This is a genomic window from Paenibacillus sp. 19GGS1-52 (assembly GCF_022369515.1).
Taxonomy (GTDB): Bacteria; Bacillota; Bacilli; order Paenibacillales; family Paenibacillaceae; genus Paenibacillus_AQ.
In genome coordinates, this window is the sequence record NZ_CP059724.1 from 610418 (window position 1) to 629487 (window position 19070).

General features: G+C 47.5%; 15 protein-coding genes. 10 read left to right on the plus strand and 5 right to left on the minus strand.

Annotated elements, in window-relative coordinates:
- The first annotated feature begins 119 nt into the window (after positions 1–119).
- Complete coding sequence (locus H1230_RS02855; RefSeq protein WP_275591091.1) at positions 120–1583, plus strand: CoA-acylating methylmalonate-semialdehyde dehydrogenase; 1464 nt, start codon at positions 120–122, stop codon at positions 1581–1583.
- Between the two features lie 32 nt (positions 1584–1615).
- The gene (locus tag H1230_RS02860) at positions 1616–2983 is read left to right on the plus strand and encodes an aspartate aminotransferase family protein (protein WP_239714140.1); all 1368 of its coding nucleotides are present in this window, start codon (positions 1616–1618) and stop codon (positions 2981–2983) included.
- On the opposite strand, the gene H1230_RS02865 is transcribed toward H1230_RS02860, so the two are convergent.
- Positions 2949–4637 carry a PucR family transcriptional regulator gene (locus H1230_RS02865; protein ID WP_239714141.1) on the minus strand — a complete coding sequence of 563 codons (1689 nt, stop codon included), beginning with the start codon at positions 4635–4637 and terminating at the stop codon, positions 2949–2951. The genes H1230_RS02860 and H1230_RS02865 overlap by 35 nt on opposite strands.
- 323 nt (positions 4638–4960) lie before the next feature.
- Here H1230_RS02865 and H1230_RS02870 point away from each other — a divergent pair, with 323 nt between their 5' ends.
- The 7 genes from H1230_RS02870 to H1230_RS02900 all read left to right on the plus strand — a co-directional run bounded on the left by H1230_RS02870 (position 4961) and on the right by H1230_RS02900 (position 12071).
- Entirely contained in the window at positions 4961–6352 is a 1392-nt protein-coding gene (locus H1230_RS02870; protein WP_239714142.1) for an NAD(P)-dependent oxidoreductase, read from the plus strand.
- Positions 6353–6421: 69 nt separating this feature from the next.
- A complete protein-coding gene (gene preA / locus H1230_RS02875) occupies positions 6422–7711 on the plus strand; it encodes an NAD-dependent dihydropyrimidine dehydrogenase subunit PreA (protein WP_239714143.1) in 1290 nt (429 codons plus the stop codon).
- A 2-nt stretch (positions 7712–7713) separates the two neighbouring features.
- Positions 7714–9141 (plus strand): dihydropyrimidinase, encoded by a 1428-nt coding sequence (gene hydA / locus H1230_RS02880; RefSeq protein WP_239714144.1) that lies wholly within the window; start codon positions 7714–7716, stop codon positions 9139–9141.
- On the plus strand, positions 9141–9365 hold the full coding sequence (locus H1230_RS02885) for a hypothetical protein (protein WP_239714145.1): 225 nt from the start codon (positions 9141–9143) through the stop codon (positions 9363–9365). The genes hydA and H1230_RS02885 overlap by 1 nt, the downstream gene beginning before the upstream one ends.
- Before the next feature lie 318 nt (positions 9366–9683).
- On the plus strand, positions 9684–10466 hold the full coding sequence (locus H1230_RS02890; protein ID WP_239717057.1) for a methionine ABC transporter ATP-binding protein: 783 nt from the start codon (positions 9684–9686) through the stop codon (positions 10464–10466).
- Positions 10463–11131: a methionine ABC transporter permease gene (locus H1230_RS02895; protein WP_239714146.1), complete on the plus strand. Its 669-nt coding sequence runs from the start codon at positions 10463–10465 to the stop codon at positions 11129–11131. Before H1230_RS02890 ends, H1230_RS02895 begins: the two co-directional genes overlap by 4 nt.
- 115 nt (positions 11132–11246) lie before the next feature.
- Complete coding sequence (locus tag H1230_RS02900) at positions 11247–12071, plus strand: MetQ/NlpA family ABC transporter substrate-binding protein (RefSeq protein ID WP_239714147.1); 825 nt, start codon at positions 11247–11249, stop codon at positions 12069–12071.
- 110 nt (positions 12072–12181) lie between these two features.
- Here H1230_RS02900 and H1230_RS02905 read toward each other — a convergent pair whose 3' ends face one another.
- From H1230_RS02905 to H1230_RS02920, 4 genes are all read right to left on the minus strand, one after another.
- On the minus strand, positions 12182–12685 hold the full coding sequence (locus tag H1230_RS02905) for a GNAT family N-acetyltransferase (RefSeq protein WP_239714148.1): 504 nt from the start codon (positions 12683–12685) through the stop codon (positions 12182–12184).
- A gap of 402 nt (positions 12686–13087) precedes the next feature.
- Positions 13088–13762 carry a cohesin domain-containing protein gene (locus H1230_RS02910; protein WP_239714149.1) on the minus strand — a complete coding sequence of 225 codons (675 nt, stop codon included), beginning with the start codon at positions 13760–13762 and terminating at the stop codon, positions 13088–13090.
- A 224-nt stretch (positions 13763–13986) separates the two neighbouring features.
- Complete coding sequence (locus tag H1230_RS02915) at positions 13987–15081, minus strand: response regulator (RefSeq protein WP_275591092.1); 1095 nt, start codon at positions 15079–15081, stop codon at positions 13987–13989.
- An 11-nt stretch (positions 15082–15092) separates the two neighbouring features.
- Complete coding sequence (locus H1230_RS02920; protein ID WP_239714150.1) at positions 15093–18215, minus strand: ATP-binding protein; 3123 nt, start codon at positions 18213–18215, stop codon at positions 15093–15095.
- Between the two features lie 176 nt (positions 18216–18391).
- On the opposite strand from H1230_RS02920, the gene H1230_RS02925 reads away from it, so the two are divergent.
- Positions 18392–19012 carry a TVP38/TMEM64 family protein gene (locus H1230_RS02925; RefSeq protein ID WP_239714151.1) on the plus strand — a complete coding sequence of 207 codons (621 nt, stop codon included), beginning with the start codon at positions 18392–18394 and terminating at the stop codon, positions 19010–19012.
- The last annotated feature ends 58 nt before the right edge of the window (positions 19013–19070 follow it).

The following is a 19070-nucleotide window of genomic DNA, read 5'->3' on the forward strand; positions in this document are numbered from 1 at the left end:
GTTTCGCTCATAGGCATAAGGGATGGCCGCCGGTTTTGGCGGTCATCTATTATAATCAGTCCATTCCAGAAGTTTGGTGGCTTATCAGGCTTCTCAGAATATAGAAAGAGGTGCGGACTATGTCCCTATTGGTGACGCAGACCGAAAGGGTTAAGAATTTCGTGAATGGAGTCTGGGTAGAATCTTCGTCTGGACGGGATGAGGAAGTGTTTAATCCGGCAACTGGTGAAGTTATTGCTTATGTACCCATCTCCAGTCGGGAAGAGCTGGATGCCGCGGTAGAAGTTGCTGCACTGGCTTATCAGTCGTGGAAAAGAATAGCCGTACCCCGGCGCGCGCGTTATTTCTTCCAGTATCAGCAGCTGTTGGTGCAGCACTGGAACGAGCTGGCAGCGCTGATTACGCTGGAGAATGGCAAAAGCTTGGAAGAAGCGCAGGGCGAGGTGCTGCGCGGTATTGAATGTGTTGAATTTGCCGCAGGTATTCCTACTCTGATGATGGGTAGCCAACTGCCGGACATTGCCACCGGAGTTGAATCCGGGATGTACCGCTACCCCTTGGGTGTGATTGGTGGGATTGCGCCGTTTAATTTCCCAATGATGGTGCCGTGCTGGATGTTTCCACTGGCCATTGCCTGCGGAAATACCTTTGTGCTGAAGCCTTCAGAACGTACACCGCTCTTGGTAAATCGGCTGGCAGAACTATTCGCGGAGGCAGGTTTTCCGCCTGGTGTCCTGAATGTGGTCCACGGGGCGCATGATGTTGTGAATGGAATGCTGGAGAATGAGGATGTGAAGGCCATCTCCTTTGTGGGCTCACAACCGGTTGCGGAGTATGTATATAAGCATGGAACATCGCAGGGTAAACGTGTTCAAGCGTTAGCTGGAGCCAAGAATCATTCTATTGTACTTCCCGATGCTGATCTCGAGAATGCGGTGAAAAATATTATTTCCGCCGCTTTCGGCTCTGCAGGTGAACGTTGTATGGCTTGTTCGGTGGTTGTTGTGCATGAGGATATCGCTGACGAGCTAGTGGTTCGTCTGAAGTCTGCTGCAGATGAACTCAAGATTGGCAATGGCATGGATAAAGGCGTGTTTCTGGGGCCGGTGATCCGCCAGTCCAATAAGGAACGCACACTCTCTTACATTGAGACAGGCGAACGTGAGGACGCTCTGCTGGTAAGAGATGGAAGGGAAGATGAAGCGGTAGCTGGGGCAGGGTATTTTATCGGGCCTACAATCTTCGATCATGTACAACCGGGGATGACGATTTGGCGTGATGAGATCTTCGCACCGGTGCTGGCGGTGATTCGTGTCAAGGATCTGGGTGAAGCGATTGCGGTAACGAATCAATCGCCATTCGCGAACGGAGCCTGTATCTATACAGATAGTGCCAAGGCGATCCGGGAGTTCCGCGAGGAGATCGACGCGGGGATGCTGGGTGTGAATCTGGGTGTTCCTGCACCTATGGCCTTTTTTCCCTTCTCGGGCTACAAGAAATCGTTCTATGGTGATCTGCATGCTAATGGTCGCGATGGTGTTGAATTTTATACCCGCAAAAAGATGATTACTGCCCGTTACTAGGCAGATATAGGAGTTTGAGAGGAGAGAGTGCTGTGCTCAACCTGGGGACGGATAGCGAACTTGCCATTAAGAAGGATCAGCAATATTTATGGCACAATATTACACCTTACAGTGAAACCAATCCGCCGATGATTGCCACTTCGGCAAGCGGCTCGTGGGTGACAGATATTAATGGTGATAAATTTCTGGATGGCATGTCCGGATTATGGTGTGTGAATGTCGGTTATGGCCGTAAGGAACTGGCGGAAGCGGCTTATAATCAGTTGCTGACCTTGCCATATTTCCCGCTGACGCAGAGTCACTTGCCTGCGATTGCACTGGCGGAGAAGCTGAATGAGTGGCTGGGAGACGACTATGTAATCTTCTTCTCCAACAGTGGCTCGGAAGCGAATGAAGCAGCTTTTAAAATGGCGCGCCAATATCAGCAGCAGATCGGCCAGCATTACCGGCACAAGTTCATTGCCCGCTACCGCGGCTATCACGGCAGTACGCTCGGTTCCCTCTCGGCAACAGGCCAGGCTCAGCGTAAATATAAATACGAACCACTCGCTGGCGGTTTTCTGCATGTTGCTCCACCAGACAGCTACCGCCGTCCGGCAGGCATGACTGTTGAGGAATTCAATCTCCAATGTGCGCAGTCGATAGAGGATACAATTGTCTGGGAGGGCGTAGAAACGGTGGCGGCAGTGATTATGGAACCTGTGATTACGGGCGGTGGTGTGATCGTCCCTCATCAGATTTATCTGGATCGGGTCCAAGAAATCTGTACCAAACATGGTGTGCTGCTCATTATTGATGAAGTGATCTGCGGGTTCGGGCGCTCCGGGCGCAACTTCGGACACCATAATTACAATGTGAAGCCTGATATTGTGACCATGGCTAAAGGACTGACCAGCGCCTACCTTCCATTGTCTGCAACTGCAGTCCGCAAGGATATTTATGAGGCTTTTAAGGATAACAGTGATGACTATGGGCACTTCCGTCATGTGAATACGTTCGGGGGCAATCCGGCGGCATGTGCACTTGCTCTGCGCAACCTCGAAATTCTTGAGCAGGAGAATCTGGTGGAACGTGCGGATATCCTCGGCGAAAGAATATATAGTGAATTCTCCGAGCTGCTCGGTCACAAGCTTGTTGGCGATATTCGCCGCTTCGGGCTGGTGATTGGCATCGAGCTGGTTGAAGATAAAGTGAGCAAGAAGCCTGCTGATCTGGGCACAGTTAAAGGGATTATTGCCGAGTGCAAATCGAAGGGGCTTATTATCGGCAAGAATGGAGATACAGTAGCGGGCTTCAATAATGTACTTACCTTCGCTCCGCCGCTATCCTCCACCGATGAAGATGTGCAGTTTATCGTAGATACCTTTAAATCTGTGCTGAACGGGAGCTGGGCAAAGTGAATTTCTCAGGGTACAGGAACTGGTAAGCGCGGAGTGCGACCTGGATGGAGATGCGGTTCTCGGGCAGCATGAAGTCTTCGCCTAGCAGTTCGGTAATTTTGTCCAAGCGATAATAGAGCGATTGTCTGACAATGAACAGGTTTCGGGCAGCAATCTGCTTGGAGCCGTCATGGTCCAGATAGACGCGCAGGGTGAGCATTAGCTCACTGCCTTTGGACTGATCGTGATCGATCAGTGGACCGAGGTAGCTGCGGATGAAGTTCTCCAGAGTTTTTCCGTCATTCAGGTTCAAGAGCAATTGAAAGACACCAAGCTCTTCGTAGAATAGCAAGGATTTCTGGTAACAAGAGTAGAGGGATAACGCTTGAACGGCCTCCTGATAACCGGCATAAGCGTGCTTCAGACCCCGCTGGGACTTGCTGACTCCGATGATGAGCTGCAGGTCCTTCAGTTTCTCATCAGAACGAATATGCTGCAAGGCATCCAAAGCCTGCTGCAAGCGGAGTTTGCCAGGTAGCTTGGACTGGATATCCAATGCGATGACGGTTAAACGGTTGTTTTTCAACGTGATCAGCGGACGTAGGGAATATTTCTCGAAGATGGAACGCAGAATGAGCGACAGGTGAAAGGTAATGGACTCCCAATCGTTTTCTGAGCTGTTCCATTTGACGTCACGAGGGTTCTCAATCTCTATAAGGCAGACACGGTAAGGCAACTCATTTACAACATTGAAGTCGGGGCCGATCAGGCTTTTGAGACGGTTGTCATCTTCAATTCGGCCATTGATCAGCTCATCCACCCACAGATTCTCGGAAAAGAGCTTGCGCTCTTCCATATATCGTGTGCGCAGCAGTTCCTGGGCAATAGACAGGGAAGCTGAATCGAGCAGCATGCAGTCGAACTCCTGTGGCTTGTGATTACAGACCATCAGGATATAGGCCCAGGTCTGATCCAAGGCGCCTACAGGCTTCACGGCGATCGTCTTATTCCCGTATTCACGGAAGTGAGGAGCGGCATCGGGTTGAGCACCTTCCATCTCTTCACTGAAGGAAGCGAAGAAATTCAGCAGTGGCCCTTGCTCCTCGGGCGAGATAGCTGGAAAGAACAGCGGTTTGCCTTGCAGCTGCATGTAGACAATCTGCGTGCGGGTGCTTTTGCACAATAATTGCAGCACCTTCAGTGTTCCTTGTGAGGTCAGTGTTAGACGGTGGAATTCGCGGGAGATGCTCTCTAGCTCCTGCAGCATCCGGTGATGGCGGTTGATGATAAGGGAGTGCAGGTCGAGTGTGATATCCACAAAACGTACGGTACGCGGGAAGATAATCAACGGGAAATCGTGACTGTTAGCCAGATCGATCATTTCTTGCGGGACAATATTGAAATATACACCTAGCTCAATGCATAGGCAGGCAGCATTCTTATCGATCAGATTCTGCATGAACGCCAAAGAAGAAGGCAGATCCATGCTTACACCGATCCCGGTAGTTAAGATCATCTCTTCCCCGTGGATCAGACTTTCGAAGCTTGCGCTCTCTAGCACATGCACCCAACGAATGGCCCGGTTTAGACCGCTTTTTCCTCCGATGACTTCCGATTCCGCAAACAGTGGTCTCTTCAGTGCATCGCGAATTGTAAATACTAGCTCCCAATCCATTGCTCTTCCCCCCTCGCTCTTCGTTATTGCACAGGCGCCTTGGATTTAGTCCATTCTCGGCCCATTCTCACACGTAAAAAATACAGTTTTGAAATTAGACAAAGTGTCTAATGCAACGAAAATTCGAATTGACTATAGTTTGAATATAATATGTCAGGATATATGACCTAAATAGATAGAATTTAACTATAATTTTTGTATTGATTCTTATTTTACTACATTAACCCTTAGAAGTAAGTAAAATATTAAGGCAATTCTCGTAATAATGTTATATTATATAACATAACACGAACATGAGTAACTTGCCCAGAGGAGGACAACCGATGGATCACACTTCTCCATTAACAACATTTACACCAGATATGTTCATGCGTAACTTTGCCGAGGCTGAGCCAGGCTTGACCCGCAAAGGTGCAATCGAAGAGTCTAATCGATGTTTGTATTGTTATGATGCTCCTTGCATTAAGGCTTGCCCGACTAGCATTAATATTCCTTCCTTTATTAAACGGATTGCCACCGATAATATGAAGGGTTCGGCCCAAACCATTATGGATTCCAATCCCGTAGGTGCGAGCTGTGCACGTGTCTGTCCTACAGATGAATTATGCGAAGGAGCATGTGTACTGAATGATGCTTCGGCACCGATCCAAATTGGATTGCTGCAGCGGTATGCGACCGATTGGGCGATCAATAGTGGTGTGCAATTATTTAAAGCGGGTGTGCCTAATGGTAAGAAAGTGGCCATTATAGGTGGCGGTCCAGCCGGACTGTCCGCAGCAAGAGAGCTGGCGCGTGAAGGCTTTGGAGTGGTGATCTATGAAGCGAAATCGCTGGCTGGAGGTCTCGATACGCATGGTATTGTGTCGTTCCGACTGCCACAGTCGATCTCACTCTGGGAAGTAGAGCAGGTAGAGAAGCTGGGCGTTGAGATACGCACAGGTGTGAAGGTTGGTATTGATATTACTGTAGAAGAGCTAAAGTCTAACTATGATGCCATTGTACTGGCGGCTGGTATGGGTTATGTTCCTCCGATCGGTATCGAGGGCGAGAAGCTGGCAGGCGTGTACGACGCAATTGAGCTGGTAGAGTCCACTAAGACAGGTATTCCAACCCTGGAGCTTATGGGTCAGCGGGTGGCTGTCATCGGTGCAGGCAACACGGCCATTGATGCGGCTACCTGTTCTGTAAGGCTGGGAGCTTCTAATGTGAAGATGGTTTATCGCCGGACCCGCGAAGAGATGACGGCTTATGACTTTGAATATGAATTCGCTAAACAGGATGGTGTGGAATTTAGCTGGCTTACCTTGCCTAAGCGTATCGTTGGCGACGAGCTGGGCCATGTGACCGGACTGGAATGCGTACAGATGAAGCTGACAGGAGAGACCGGGAAGGACGGCAGACTTGTGCCGATGCCGGTAGAGGGTTCCGAGTTCATCATGCCTCTAGAGGCAGTAGTAGTGGCTATTGGACAAAAGCGGCGCACCGATCTGATCGATGCTCTCGGCCTTACGCATAACTGGGGTATCGTGGATATTGACGAAGCCACCTATAGAACCTCCGACCCGCAGATCTATGCTGCCGGCGATATTGTCTTTGGCTCCGGCAAAGGTGAAGCGATGGTAGTATCCGCAGCCCAGCAGGGCAAGGAAGCCGCTTATGCGATCGTTAAGCAATACTTGGGGCAGCAGGATAGCGTTGTTGGATCAGCAGTCTAGGCAGTTAGACCATGAATTTAAAAGTCTGGTGTCTTCATACAGACTTTACATGATAGGGAGGGAACATCAATGGCAGATTTGAGTATTAATCTCGCAGGAATCAAGTCACCCAATCCGTTCTGGCTGGCCTCAGCGCCACCTACCAACACAGGTTATCAAGTGCAGCGGGCATTTGAAGCCGGTTGGGGAGGTGCTGTATGGAAGACGCTCGGTGAGCCGATCATTAATGTCTCTTCCCGTTTTGCAGCAGTACATTTCAATGGTCAACGGGTAGCAGGCTTCAATAATATTGAACTGATTACGGATCGCCCGCTCGAGGTGAACCTGAAGGAAATATACGAAACGAAGAAAAAATTTCCCAATCATGCGATTATCGCTTCTCTGATGGTGGAACCCACTCAGGAGAAATGGCATGAGATTGTCAAGCGTGTAGAAGCTATCGGGGTAGATGGGCTGGAGCTGAACTTTGGCTGTCCGCACGGTATGGCAGAACGCGGGATGGGGGCGGCCTCAGGGCAGCAGCCCGATCTGGTCCAGGCGCAGACGACCTGGGTGAAGGAAGTGGCAACGACACCTGTTATTGTGAAGCTTACCCCGAACATTACGGATATTACGGTTGTTGCCCGGAGCGCTGTTCAAGGCGGCGCCGATGCAATCAGTATGATCAATACGATCAACAGTCTGGCAGGCGTTGATATTCATAGCTGGAATACACTGCCTAATGTTGGGGGTCAAGGGGCGCATGGCGGTTATTGTGGACCTGCTGTGAAGCCGATTGCACTAAGTATGGTAGCAGAGTGTGCGCGCGATCTTGGTGTGGGCGTACCCATTTCTGGAATTGGCGGTATTTCCACTTGGCAGGATGTGGTGGAATTTATGCTGATGGGTGCCACAGGTATTCAGGTATGTACAGCAGTTATGCATCACGGTTTCCGGATTGTGGAGGAAATGATCGATGGGTTGAACAACTATCTGGATGATAAGGGCTTAGCCTCCGTGACTGAGTTGATCGGAAAGTCTGTGTCAAGATACTCCAATTGGGGCGATCTGGATCTCAACTATAAAGTGGTAGCGCGGATTAATGAGGATAACTGCATCAATTGCAACAAATGCCACATTGCTTGCGAGGATGCTTCGCATCAATGTATAGATATGTTAACGAATGCCGAAGGCAAAGCTATTTTGCAGGTGCGTGAAGAAGACTGTGTGGGTTGTAATCTCTGTTCTATTGTCTGTCCGGCTGAGGGTGCGATTGATATGATCCCGCTGGAAAATGGGGCTGCACCCTTAACTTGGAATGAGCGCCAAAAGGTGATCAGCTCGTTGAATGGCTCTTATTCAGAAGCGGAGGTGGTGTAAGGATGAAGAAGATCATCAAGAACGGAATTATTGTTACTGCAGCAGACACTTATACAGGGGATGTAGCCCTAGAGGACGGTATTATTACAGAGATCGGTCTCAACCTGATGGCCGAGGGTGCAGAGATTATTGATGCGTCTGGGTGTTATGTATTTCCTGGAGGCATTGACCCGCACACGCATCTGGATATGCCCTTTGGCGGAACGGTTACTGCAGATGATTTCGAGACCGGGACCATTGCCGCTGCTTACGGCGGAACGACAACCGTTATAGATTTCTGTCTGACCACCAAAGGCCAACCGCTGCAACAGGCCGTGGATACTTGGCATCATAAATCGCAGGATAAGGCTGTCATTGATTACAGTTTCCACCTTATGGTCTCCGAGTTGAACGATACGGTGCTTGGGGAACTTCCGCAGATCATCGAGAAGGAAGGCATCACCTCGCTCAAGGTGTTTATGGCCTATAAGAACACCTTTCAAGCGGATGATGGAACACTCTTTAAGACCTTGCAAGTTGCCAAAAGAGAAGGTGCACTGGTCATGGTCCATGCCGAGAACGGCGATGTGATCGAGTATTTGGTAGAGCAGGCTTTAGCTGCGGGCAATACTGACCCTATCTACCATGCGTTAACCCGCCCACCGGAGCTGGAAGGCGAAGCTACCGGCCGGGCTGCCTATTTGACAGAGCTGACCGATTCGCAGTTGTATGTTGTGCATGTGACCTGCGCTGAAGCAGTAGGGAAGATTGCTGAAGCGCGTAAAAAAGGGCTGCGTATTTACGGCGAGACCTGCCCACAATATTTGGTGCTGGATCAGACGGCATTAGAGAAGCCTAACTTCGAAGGTGCAAAATATGTATGGTCTCCACCGCTACGTGAGCAGTGGAATCAGGATGTACTCTGGGATGCACTATGGAGTGGAAGTCTGCAAACGATCGGCTCTGATCAGTGTTCTTTTAACTTCAAGGGACAGAAGGATCTTGGGCTGGGCGATTTCTCCAAAATTCCGAACGGCGGACCGACCATTGAGGACAGGTTCAGCATTTTATATTCGGAAGGTGTGCAAAAGGGTCGGATTTCATTGAATAAATTCGTAGATATCATTTCAACCTCCAGTGCCAAGCTGTTTGGTCTGTTTCCGCAAAAGGGAACTATCGCCGTAGGCAGTGACGCTGACATCGTCATCTTTGATCCGTCCATAGAAAGAATAATTTCTGCCGAAAGCCATCATATGAACGTCGATTATAATGCCTTTGAAGGCTTAGAAGTCAAAGGTGAGCCGGTCTCCGTGCTGAGCCGGGGTGAATTTGTGATCCGCAACAAGGAATTTGTCGGCAAAGCAGGCTCCGGCAAATACCTGCAACGGAAACGGTTTGCAGCGGAGGCTCCTCGTCCGTCCAAAACAGCAATTAGTGGAGGAGTGGTATAATGTCCGCGTTCGCTGAGTTTGCCAAGGAACAGCAGGAAGTTGATGGGCTACTGTTCAAAGGATATACTATTGCCGGTATCCTGGAGGATCTGGACGGTGCCAGAATTAAATTCGTTCGCGCCGAACCTGCGAAGAGCGCGGTGGAACTTCTGCTCCTTACTGCAGATGCACGAAAGTATGTGACTACACTTATTTTTGCCGGGCATGGAGCTTCAGGGAAATAAAGGGACTAATCTGAATTTACACTTCTATCTGTACAAATGGACAAAGAAACGTCTATCGCCCTCAAAGGACGACAGGCGTTTCTTCTTGTTGTGTCTTTGAAACATTCAGAATGGTGATGCGAAAAATACGATTGACAGTTATCTACAAGTGTCCTATATTAATCCTATGTATTTAATCGGAATAAAATTGATTGACCAGAAAGCTGGAGATCAAGTCCTACCGTCGTATGCGGTGAGGCTTGATCTTTTTTTTATTGAAATATAAGAGATAGCGCAAGCGGGTTGTAGTATCCAATGGAGGATGGAGTGAGTGGGCATATGATTGTTGTTAAACATTTGACCAAAAGTTACCTTTCTCGGGATGGGGCAGTATCTGCCTTAGAAGATGTTAATCTACATATCAAAAAAGGTGAGATATTCGGCATTATCGGTTCCAGCGGGGCCGGTAAATCCTCCTTAATTCGTTGCCTTAACCGTCTGGAGGAACCAGATTCAGGCAGTATTGAAATAGGAGGCACCGTAATTACAGACTTAAAAGGAAAAGACTTGCGGTTAGCCCGACGCAGAATCGGCATGATCTTCCAACAGTTTAATCTGCTGGATTCCAAGACAGTGTATGGAAACGTAGCGTTCCCGCTAAAAGTAGCTGGTTATTCTAGGCAGGATATTCAGCGGCGTGTGTATGACATCCTTGAATTGGTACAGCTAAGTGACAAAGCGAATGCCTACCCGTCACAGCTCAGCGGAGGCCAGAAGCAAAGAGTAGGCATTGCCCGTGCGCTCGCTGTTGAGCCAGACGTATTGCTCTCCGATGAGGCTACGTCTGCGCTAGATCCGCAGACAACCTTTTCCATTCTAGAGCTGCTGCAGGATATTAACCGAAAGCTGCAACTTACCATTGTACTCATTACGCATGAAATGGATGTGCTGCGGCATATTTGCAGTGAAGCGGCTGTTATTGAGGGTGGGCGTATTGTGGAGACGGGTTCGGTAGAACAGCTATTTCACCGTCCTGAGAGCGAAACGGCCAAGCAATTTGTGAACATATTCAACTACTACAAGGCTGGGAGCGAAGCGGAGAAGGTGGTGATGCTGCGATGAAGGAGGATATGGTTGAACTGCTGTGGGGAGGGCTGCTGCAGACGCTATATATGGTGTTATGGTCTTCTGTATTCGCACTGTTACTTGGCCTTGTGCTCGGTGTTACTTTAGTAGTCACCGATAAGGGCGGTGTTCTGCCTGCTTCACAGATCAACAGAATACTTAGCACAGTAATCAATGGCGTGCGCTCCATTCCGTTTATTATTCTGATCGTGCTGCTTCTCCCTCTGTCGCGTCTGATTGTGGGGACCTCGCTCGGACCGACTGCGGCTATTGTCTCCCTTTCCATTGGGGCAGCGCCCTTCCTGGGCCGAATTATTGAGAATTCACTCCGGGAAGTGGAGGCGGGGAAGATCGAAGCTGCTAAATCTGTGGGCGCCACTCCCTTTACCATTATTTTTCAGGTGATTATTCCAGAGGCGTTACCAGCATTAGTGCGGGGCATAACGATAGCTGTGATCTCTATTACGGAGTTTACTGCGGTTGCCGGTGCAATAGGTGCTGGTGGGCTAGGCAGTCTTGCTATTCGCTTCGGGTATCAGCGTTTTCGTACAGATATTCTGCTGGGCACAGTCCTCCTGATTATTCTTATTGTCCAGATCCTGCAGTGGTCCGGTGATCATATTGCCAGATCTATAGATAGGAAACGCTGTAAAAGTGAATAGACCAAGCTTTACTTAATGTAGCGAATTCTACAGTTTCTACGGTTTCAATGTTATGAAATATATATATTTTAGGGAGAGGCAGGGGATTAGGGTGAAGAAAAAAGGAAGCTTGTTGATGGCAGTAATGATTATTCTAGCGGGGGCGCTAGCCGGATGCAGCTCTGACAAAGGGGATAACTCTGCTGCTGCAGAGGGTGCGAAAAGTGGGAATGCCGTAAAAGAAGTTACGCTCAAAGTTGGCGCTGCTGCTGTCCCGCATGCGGAAATATTGGAGTTCATCAAACCAAAACTGAAGGAAGAAGGAGTTAATCTGGATATAGTTGTTCTAGATGATGAGGGTCAGCTTAATCCGGCGCTTCAGGAGAAACAAATAGATGCCAACTATTTTCAGCATGTGCCTTATCTGGATTCGATCAAGGACGAAAAGGGCTATGATTTTGTCGTCACGGCTAAAGTGCATGTAGAGCCGATTGGCTTTTATTCGGAGAAGCTGAAATCTAAGGAAGAACTGCCGGACGGGGCCAAGATCGGCATCCCAAACAACCCATCCAACGAATACAGAGCACTGGTTCTGCTGCAGCAGCAGGGATTAATTAAGCTCAAGGATGGACTGACCACCTATGAAGCAACACCGAAGGATATCGTGGACAATCCGCATAAGTTTGAATTCGTTGAAGCAGATGCTGCTACATTGCCGCGTGCACTGCCCGATCTAGACGGAGCTGTAATTAATACGAACGTAGTGCTTGAGGCAAAAATCGATCCAAACTCGGCCTTGTTCCGCGAGGATGCCAATTCACCCTATGCAAATATCGTAGTTGTCCGCAAAGGGGATGAGAACCGCGATGAGATTAAGAAGCTTGATGCAGCGCTCAACAGCCCTGATGTAAAGAAATTTATTGAGGACAAATATGGGGTAGCTGTAGTTCCAGCATTCTAACGTAAGGCTATATTAAAGCTATAATTAAAAATAGACTGTCCATGTAAGCCTGATTTTCAAGGCATGGGCAGTCTTTTTTTGATACCTAAAGCGATGTCGAGTAATTCCACTCATACCCGCTCCAGAAACTCCTGCCGTAGGATAGACATCATTTGCAGGGATTCGAAGGATTCTCCTACCTTTACGCACTCACGCAGTGTACCTTCAAGTGTAAAGCCAACACCTTCATACACGTGGCGTGCTCTAAGGTTATGATCCTTGACATCCAGCCACAGCCGATGCGTCTCGGTATGGACAAAGATCCAATCGATCAGTAGTCGTAACGTCATGGTGCCGTAGCCGCGCCCTTTGGACTGGATGACGATTCGTTTAATGCAAACGGTAAGATTTGGGTCCTGAAGCCCTGTTAGAATAACATATCCCGTCTGTTCTCCTGAAGTCTCCTGAATAATGAAATGTAGGATGTCCTCGTCATCAATGGCAGCCGCGTGCTCCTCCCTGCTCCATTGACCAATAAAGCTGCGGTTAGGCTCACCCTGCTCAGCTGCGAGCACGAAATCCAAATCCTGCTTGGTAGTACTTCGTAAATCCAGACCCACTGAATGCAGTATCATAATGCGCCTCTTTCTTAGACGTTTTATTACATATTATACGGGTTCAAACCTAAATTGTAGTTGATGAATTCGAGTAAACGAACAAAGAGGCAAAATACAAAGTCTGAATAGTTGCAGATTAAGACTGGCGGACTGTATAGCTGCTATTTCACTTGAAAGGCTGGGGGAAAGCAGGAAGCGGACTCAGGAGACGCTATTGAGGTGAAAACAGGTTTTATTAGGAAAGAATTTGGTTAATAGCGTACATGGAGTCCGTCAAACTCCCAAATAGCCCGATTTCGAGAAAATAGAGGCTTCTCAGTCCGGTCCCGACTTTACTCTCTTTACTTCTTATCATTTCAAAAAAACCGACCAGTAAATTAGTCGGTCTTACAAATGAAGTCTATTATAAAGACTTAGCTCTTAGGCCACTGGGTTGTTAGGTAAATATTGTGAATAAGTTGAGACTGTTATCGAAGGAAGGATGCTCGTAGGTTCTGAAGAAATGGATGTAACGTCAGGTGAGTACAGATAGACGCTGCTATTGGATATAGACGTTCTAATTCTTGTGAATTCGTTGGCCAGACTGATCAGTGATGTGGAAGCGAGTGTATTCTCTTTGATGCGCAGCTTGAAGGTTACCAGCGTCTGATCGACTGCTGGGATGTAGGATTGTTTATTATTGGCTTCAACCTGAATATCAATTCCGCGCATACTGGTATTTTTGCCGAAATATATACTTCCGTCGACCGGACTGATGAAATTAAATTCAAATGAATTGTCAACCTCATTCCCAGCAGTGTAGCAGTCCTCTTTATAGCAGGATTGATGAAGATATTCGGAATTGTCGAATATATTGCTGTCATATTGTACTATGAAATTCAAATAACTGTAGCCATGGTCATTTGCTGAGAAATTTTTTAAATGAACCTGCACAGTTACTTCCTCTCCGGGGGTGTAAGCAGGTTTATCTGTAGTCACCTCAACGGACATGGCAGGAGGTGTGGTGTCTGCGGTTACTTCGTGCATCGTAGTGAACATGAGGGTAAGAAGCCTCGAACTTCTAAAATAATTTTTGAAATTAAATAATTTTATCATGTTACTACCTCCGTATAATATGAATACAATCAGGTATGTGATCTTGTTGTCTATGTCTATAGTAGCGGGTGTCACTGATAGATCGCTGATAAAATGTCGAAGATTAGCAAAAAAAGAAAGAAATAAAAACTCAAAAAAGCCCGAAAAGCCCTGTAAACGGCTTTCAGGGCTTTTTTTAGACTTTTTTTAGACTTTTTTTATTTTAAATTAGTGATTTGGTGCAACTATATACCTAGCCGGCTATACTCTACCTGAAACCGTTCTGGCAATTTCTCACCCAGCTCTGCCTCATAGATATCTCTGAACTGAGTAAACCTACGCTGTGCTTTGAAAGGCTTTCCGATACGATAATAAATCGAGATTAACTGCAGACAATATCCCTCTTCAAGTGGTTCCAGCTCAGCAAGGCGTATAGCATACTCTTCAGCTTCATAAGTGCGTCCATGCTGCAGAAGGCTTAGTGTAAGCTGTTCCAATAGATTGATGTAGAGTGTGCGGAATTTGTCACGGATGGAATAAAGCCACAAGCTGTCATTGGATAGCAGAAGTTCTCCTGCATATAGAGCGGCTGCAGCCTGCAGCCCATCAGTGTGGTTGTCATGAAGGGCGGTCGTTGCAGCCTCCAGAAATATCTCAGTATCGCTTATAATTCCTTTGGACTCCAGTCTGTAGTTCTCTCTGTCAAAGATTAGCTCTATATTCTCACCAAGATTTGCATTCTTAAGTGTTTTACGGATCTGATAGACGGTGGTATGCAGATACTGCTTGCCCTTCTCGTAATTAGATTGAGGGAATAAGTCATTCAGGATTACGCCTACATTTCCTTGTCTATGGATCCATAAGTAAGCAAATAATTCACCTGCTTTATGTGTACTCCACTTCACTACACCATGAGGGCCGGTTAATTCATAACCTCCCAGGAGTTGAAACTGAATTTTAGTATTTTGCTGCTCCACAGATTCGATCGGCAATCTCTTGGCCAAGAATTTAGTCCATGTCTTCAGTAGACGTGAGGGGTCGACAGGCTTGAGTAAATAGTCTACAGCCGACAATTCAAAGGCTTCGACAGCATAATTCCGATATGCAGAAACGAACACAATGTCAGTTGCCGGAGAGAACGGTAGCAGCTTCTCGGCAAAAGCTAAGCCTGAAAGCTCAGGCATTTGGATATCCAGAAATAGAATATCCGGCTTCAGCTCAACGGCGGCTATAAAAGCCTCCCGTGGGTTATCGTGTATATGCACGAAGGAGATCCCTTCACACCGCAACAGTAACTCCTGCATTTGTTCAAGCGCAGGCCATTCGTCATCTACTACCATTACTGTATAATTCAGGAGAGATCATCCTTCCATGGAATTGTAATTTTCACCTCTATGCCGCCATTTCCCCTCCGGGCAATCTGTAATGGCTGGCCAAACTGCTTCAATAATCTACGATTAATATTCTTGAGACCAATTCCCGTCCCGTCCCCTTGAGTGGAAACATAGCCGTCTTTCATCAAGGAGGTTAGCTTGTCGTCGCTCATTCCCTTTCCGTTATCTGAAACCGTAATAATCGCCTGATCTCCCACCCGCCTCGTTGCCAGAGTCACCGTACCTCCGTCCATCTTCTCCATGAGGCCATGCCGAACCGCATTCTCGACAATAGGCTGGACGATTAACGGAGGAAGGGAGAATTCAGAAATTCCAATATCGTATTGAACCGTGAGTCTTTTACCGAAACGAGCCTTCTCCAGTGACAAGTAAGCCTCAATCAACTCAAGCTCCTTCTCGAACGGGACCGCCGTCTCCTGATTGCCGAAATCGAAGCTTCCCCGCAGAAAATGACTAAGATCATAGAGTAATTGCTGTGTTTTATCGTTATCTCGTGAGCTCATCCAAATAATGGTATTGATTGCATTATAGAGAAAATGTGGTTTGATCTGCGCGCGCAGCATGGAAATTTCGGAGTCGAGACGATCGGATACGGATCTTCTCAACTGCACAAGTGTCTTAACCCGACCCTTAAGATCGCTCCAGGCATAGGGCTTATGGATAAAATCATTTGCTCCTGCACTGAAGGCGGCTTCATTAAAGTGAAGCTGCTGTCCTGCCGTAGCCATAAGAATGGGCAGATCCAACGGACTATAGGTCCGGCGGATGATCCGGCATAATTCAAGACCAGACATTTCGGGCATCATTACATCCAGAATACAGAGATCGAAATCACGTTCGTCGGTGAGGATAGTAAGTGCCTCTTTGCCGCTTCTTGCACTTGAAATTATATAATTTTCCAATGACAACAGATTGGTCAAAGCCTTCAAGTTGGCATAATCGTCATCTACAATGAGAATTCGTGGAGCATAATAGTTCACGTCTTCAGTCCGCGCCGTTGTAGCCGCGCTCTCCTGGAATGCTACGCCATCGACTAGAGCTTCCATTGGTAATATTACCGGAGTTAGAAGCAACTGGCGGTCTTCCGGCTCCTCCCAGTAGGTCCCCTGTTGTGAGAAAGGTATGGTAAAGGTGAAGCAGCTGCCCCGGCCTAAGGCGGAAGAAACTTCGATCGTGCCTCCGTGCAGTTCAATCAGCTTCCTCGAAATGGCAAGTCCAAGGCCAAGTCCACCGTTTTCCAGCGAATCGGCTTCATTGACCTGTTCATAGTCGCGGAAGATACTCTCCAGTCGTTCTTTAGGAATGCCCCGTCCGGTATCTGTGACGCTAACGTGGACGTAATCATCAATCTGCTCGGCTTCGAATACTACGCTGCCGCGATCGGTGAATTTGAGTGCATTATCCAGCAGATTATATAAGACCTGCATTAGCCGATGTTCGTCTGCTTCGACAATGAAGACGCCGGGTGGGATGCGGTTTTTAATGCGTATTTCACCCTTTTTGTTCAGGAATTGAAAGACCTCAATCACGATGTTGGCGACGCCCTGAATATCAATCGGCTTCCAGTAAAGCTTGATGCGCTGTCCTCGAATCTGCTCATAATCCAGAATGTCCCGCACCAGAAAGGCAAGCCGTCTTCCGGTACCAAGAATGAGCCTAATGTCGTCACGCTGTGACGGGCTCATAGCGGCGTTAGCATCTTCAAACAACGATAATGAAATATTAATAATTGCATTTAGCGGAGTGCGCAGTTCATTTGAGATTTTGAGCAGGAACTCATCCTTGTCCTTATCCTTGCGCTCCAATTGCTGTGACAATTCCTTGATTGTCTCATAGGCATGAGCGTGGCGGGTGGAAATAAACAAGCCTTGGGTCAAGACGAAAATCGGTCCTGCTACAGGTAAGGTTGAATATAGATCAGTGCCATAGGCTAGGTTGGCAAATAGGGAAAATGAAAATACCCCTAAAGCAAAGATACTTATGAGCAGATAAGAGGAGCCTATTTCTTTGTGCAGAGTGGCCCGAATCATCACGTAAATAGCGTACCCGATGGGCAGCATGTAAAGAGCAAGGAAATATTCGAATGGCTGGGAGTAATAGTGGATTTGGCTGAGTAAGGTAAAGATGCAAAAGATAAAGGAAGTGCCAAGTGCGATTCTCAGCATCCAACGGGAGTACAGCTTAGGAAATAGAGAATAGGTATAGCTGCATAGCGAATAGCATCCTATAAGGGTAGAGAGGATTTGCAGTTTACTGAACCATTCATAGGAGATCGCAGGAATAAGGTTAAAAAGCAGTTTTTCACTATGTGTTATTAGATACACCGCTAAAGCGATACAGAACAAGGCAAGTTCTAAAGAAGGGCGGTCTTCTTTGCGCTGAAGGCCCTGACCTAAGAAATAGAATCCCATGAAGGCAAAACCGGATAAACGGATCGTATCGTATGTTCTATTTCGTTGTTCAAGACGCAGGATAGCTTTTGAGGTTCCGACCTGAATGGAGTTGGCAATACCTCCATTTGTATAAGTGAAATTGGAGGCCTGGATAACAATTTCAGCCCTTCCTTCGGGAGCTTTAAACTGGACGACGTTAGGAGCATTTTTAGGATTAGTATTTTGTCGGGATAACCCTGGCTGACCGCTTCCTCCAAGCCGCTCTCCATTCACATAGACAATACTTGCCGTACGGACGCTGCTCACTTTGAGTGCGTAGTCTTGGGCTCCTGAGGGCAGGATAAGGAGAAGCTTATAAGTGGCGGCTCCATACTTGGGATAGTCTTCCCCGTGTGGGAGAGAGGACCAAACTGCGGGTACGGGGATATAATTGATATCCTGTTTAACCGCAGAGTCAATAGAGGAGGGGGACAGCAGCTGATTCCAATAGAACTCCCATTTTCCGTCCAGATTGACGTTCAGAGAGTCATTGAAGGGACATCCCGTCAAGTCTATTATACCTGGGTTATTACGGGAACAGGCTGCGGATGAGCGCAGTAGAGGCAGCAGCAAGGTAACGGCAAGCAAGCAAATACAAACCAAGCCAAAGCTCCGTTTAGCTAGCATTCTATAATTGAAGAATTTCATAGAGACCTCTCTTTGGTGATGCTCAACATAAATTTTGTCAGTATTCATCATAGCCTTCACAGCTTCTGCTTGTCTAGGCTTATTACAGCTGCTGCTTCGAGCTTTGGGTAAAAAACTATTGTATAATCGTGATTAGATGTTAAGAATTTGGAACCAGATAGGGAGAACGCCAAGCTATGTACCTTTTAGATGTAATGTCATGGCTGACTGAGGACAAGCTACGGCACATGCTGGAACAATATCGTTCTCTTGGACCGCTGCCTGGTATCGGGCTGGCCTTTATGAAATCTTTTGTGCCACCACTGCCTACAATCGCTATTGTGGGTTTGAACGCAGCTGTGTATGGATTATGGCTGGGCTTTCTGTACTCCTGGATTGGCTTGTTGGCTGGTTGTGTAACCACCTTCCTGATTATCCGAAAAATAGCTTCCCATCCGTATCTACGGAAATGGGCCTTGCGCCCAAAGGTTGCCAAGAGTATGACTTGGGTACGTCAGAGTGGCTTTAGCTATGTTTTTCTGCTTAGTCTTTTTCCTGTGGGGCCGTTTGTGGTCATTAATATGGCTGCTGGACTTGCTAGAATGAAGTTGCGTTCCTATTTAATAGCACTATTTGCAGGCAAAGCCATCATGGTATTCGCAGTTTCATATATTGGGAATGATGTTGAACGGTTTATCCGCCACCCGGGTGAAGTGATCTATGTATTACTGTTTATTGGATTGTCACTTTGGGGAGTTAAGGCCATCGAGGCCCGCTTTGCCAAAGCGGCAGCGGATAGTGATAAAGTTAATCTGTAACGGTTAGAACAGTATGTATGAACTAGAGCTGAATATAAATTTTGCGGAAGAGGTGTTC

Coding starts and splice junctions, on each gene's coding strand:
- H1230_RS02855 (WP_275591091.1), top strand. CDS start 120: ATGTCCCTATTGGTGACGCAGACCGAAAGGGTTAAGAATTTCGTGAAT.
- H1230_RS02865 (WP_239714141.1), bottom strand. CDS start 4,637: ATGGATTGGGAGCTAGTATTTACAATTCGCGATGCACTGAAGAGACCA.
- H1230_RS02870 (WP_239714142.1), top strand. CDS start 4,961: ATGGATCACACTTCTCCATTAACAACATTTACACCAGATATGTTCATG.
- preA (WP_239714143.1), top strand. CDS start 6,422: ATGGCAGATTTGAGTATTAATCTCGCAGGAATCAAGTCACCCAATCCG.
- hydA (WP_239714144.1), top strand. CDS start 7,714: ATGAAGAAGATCATCAAGAACGGAATTATTGTTACTGCAGCAGACACT.
- H1230_RS02885 (WP_239714145.1), top strand. CDS start 9,141: ATGTCCGCGTTCGCTGAGTTTGCCAAGGAACAGCAGGAAGTTGATGGG.
- H1230_RS02890 (WP_239717057.1), top strand. CDS start 9,684: ATGATTGTTGTTAAACATTTGACCAAAAGTTACCTTTCTCGGGATGGG.
- H1230_RS02895 (WP_239714146.1), top strand. CDS start 10,463: ATGAAGGAGGATATGGTTGAACTGCTGTGGGGAGGGCTGCTGCAGACG.
- H1230_RS02900 (WP_239714147.1), top strand. CDS start 11,247: ATGGCAGTAATGATTATTCTAGCGGGGGCGCTAGCCGGATGCAGCTCT.
- H1230_RS02905 (WP_239714148.1), bottom strand. CDS start 12,685: ATGATACTGCATTCAGTGGGTCTGGATTTACGAAGTACTACCAAGCAG.
- H1230_RS02910 (WP_239714149.1), bottom strand. CDS start 13,762: ATGATAAAATTATTTAATTTCAAAAATTATTTTAGAAGTTCGAGGCTT.
- H1230_RS02915 (WP_275591092.1), bottom strand. CDS start 15,081: ATGGTAGTAGATGACGAATGGCCTGCGCTTGAACAAATGCAGGAGTTA.
- H1230_RS02920 (WP_239714150.1), bottom strand. CDS start 18,215: ATGAAATTCTTCAATTATAGAATGCTAGCTAAACGGAGCTTTGGCTTG.
- H1230_RS02925 (WP_239714151.1), top strand. CDS start 18,392: ATGTACCTTTTAGATGTAATGTCATGGCTGACTGAGGACAAGCTACGG.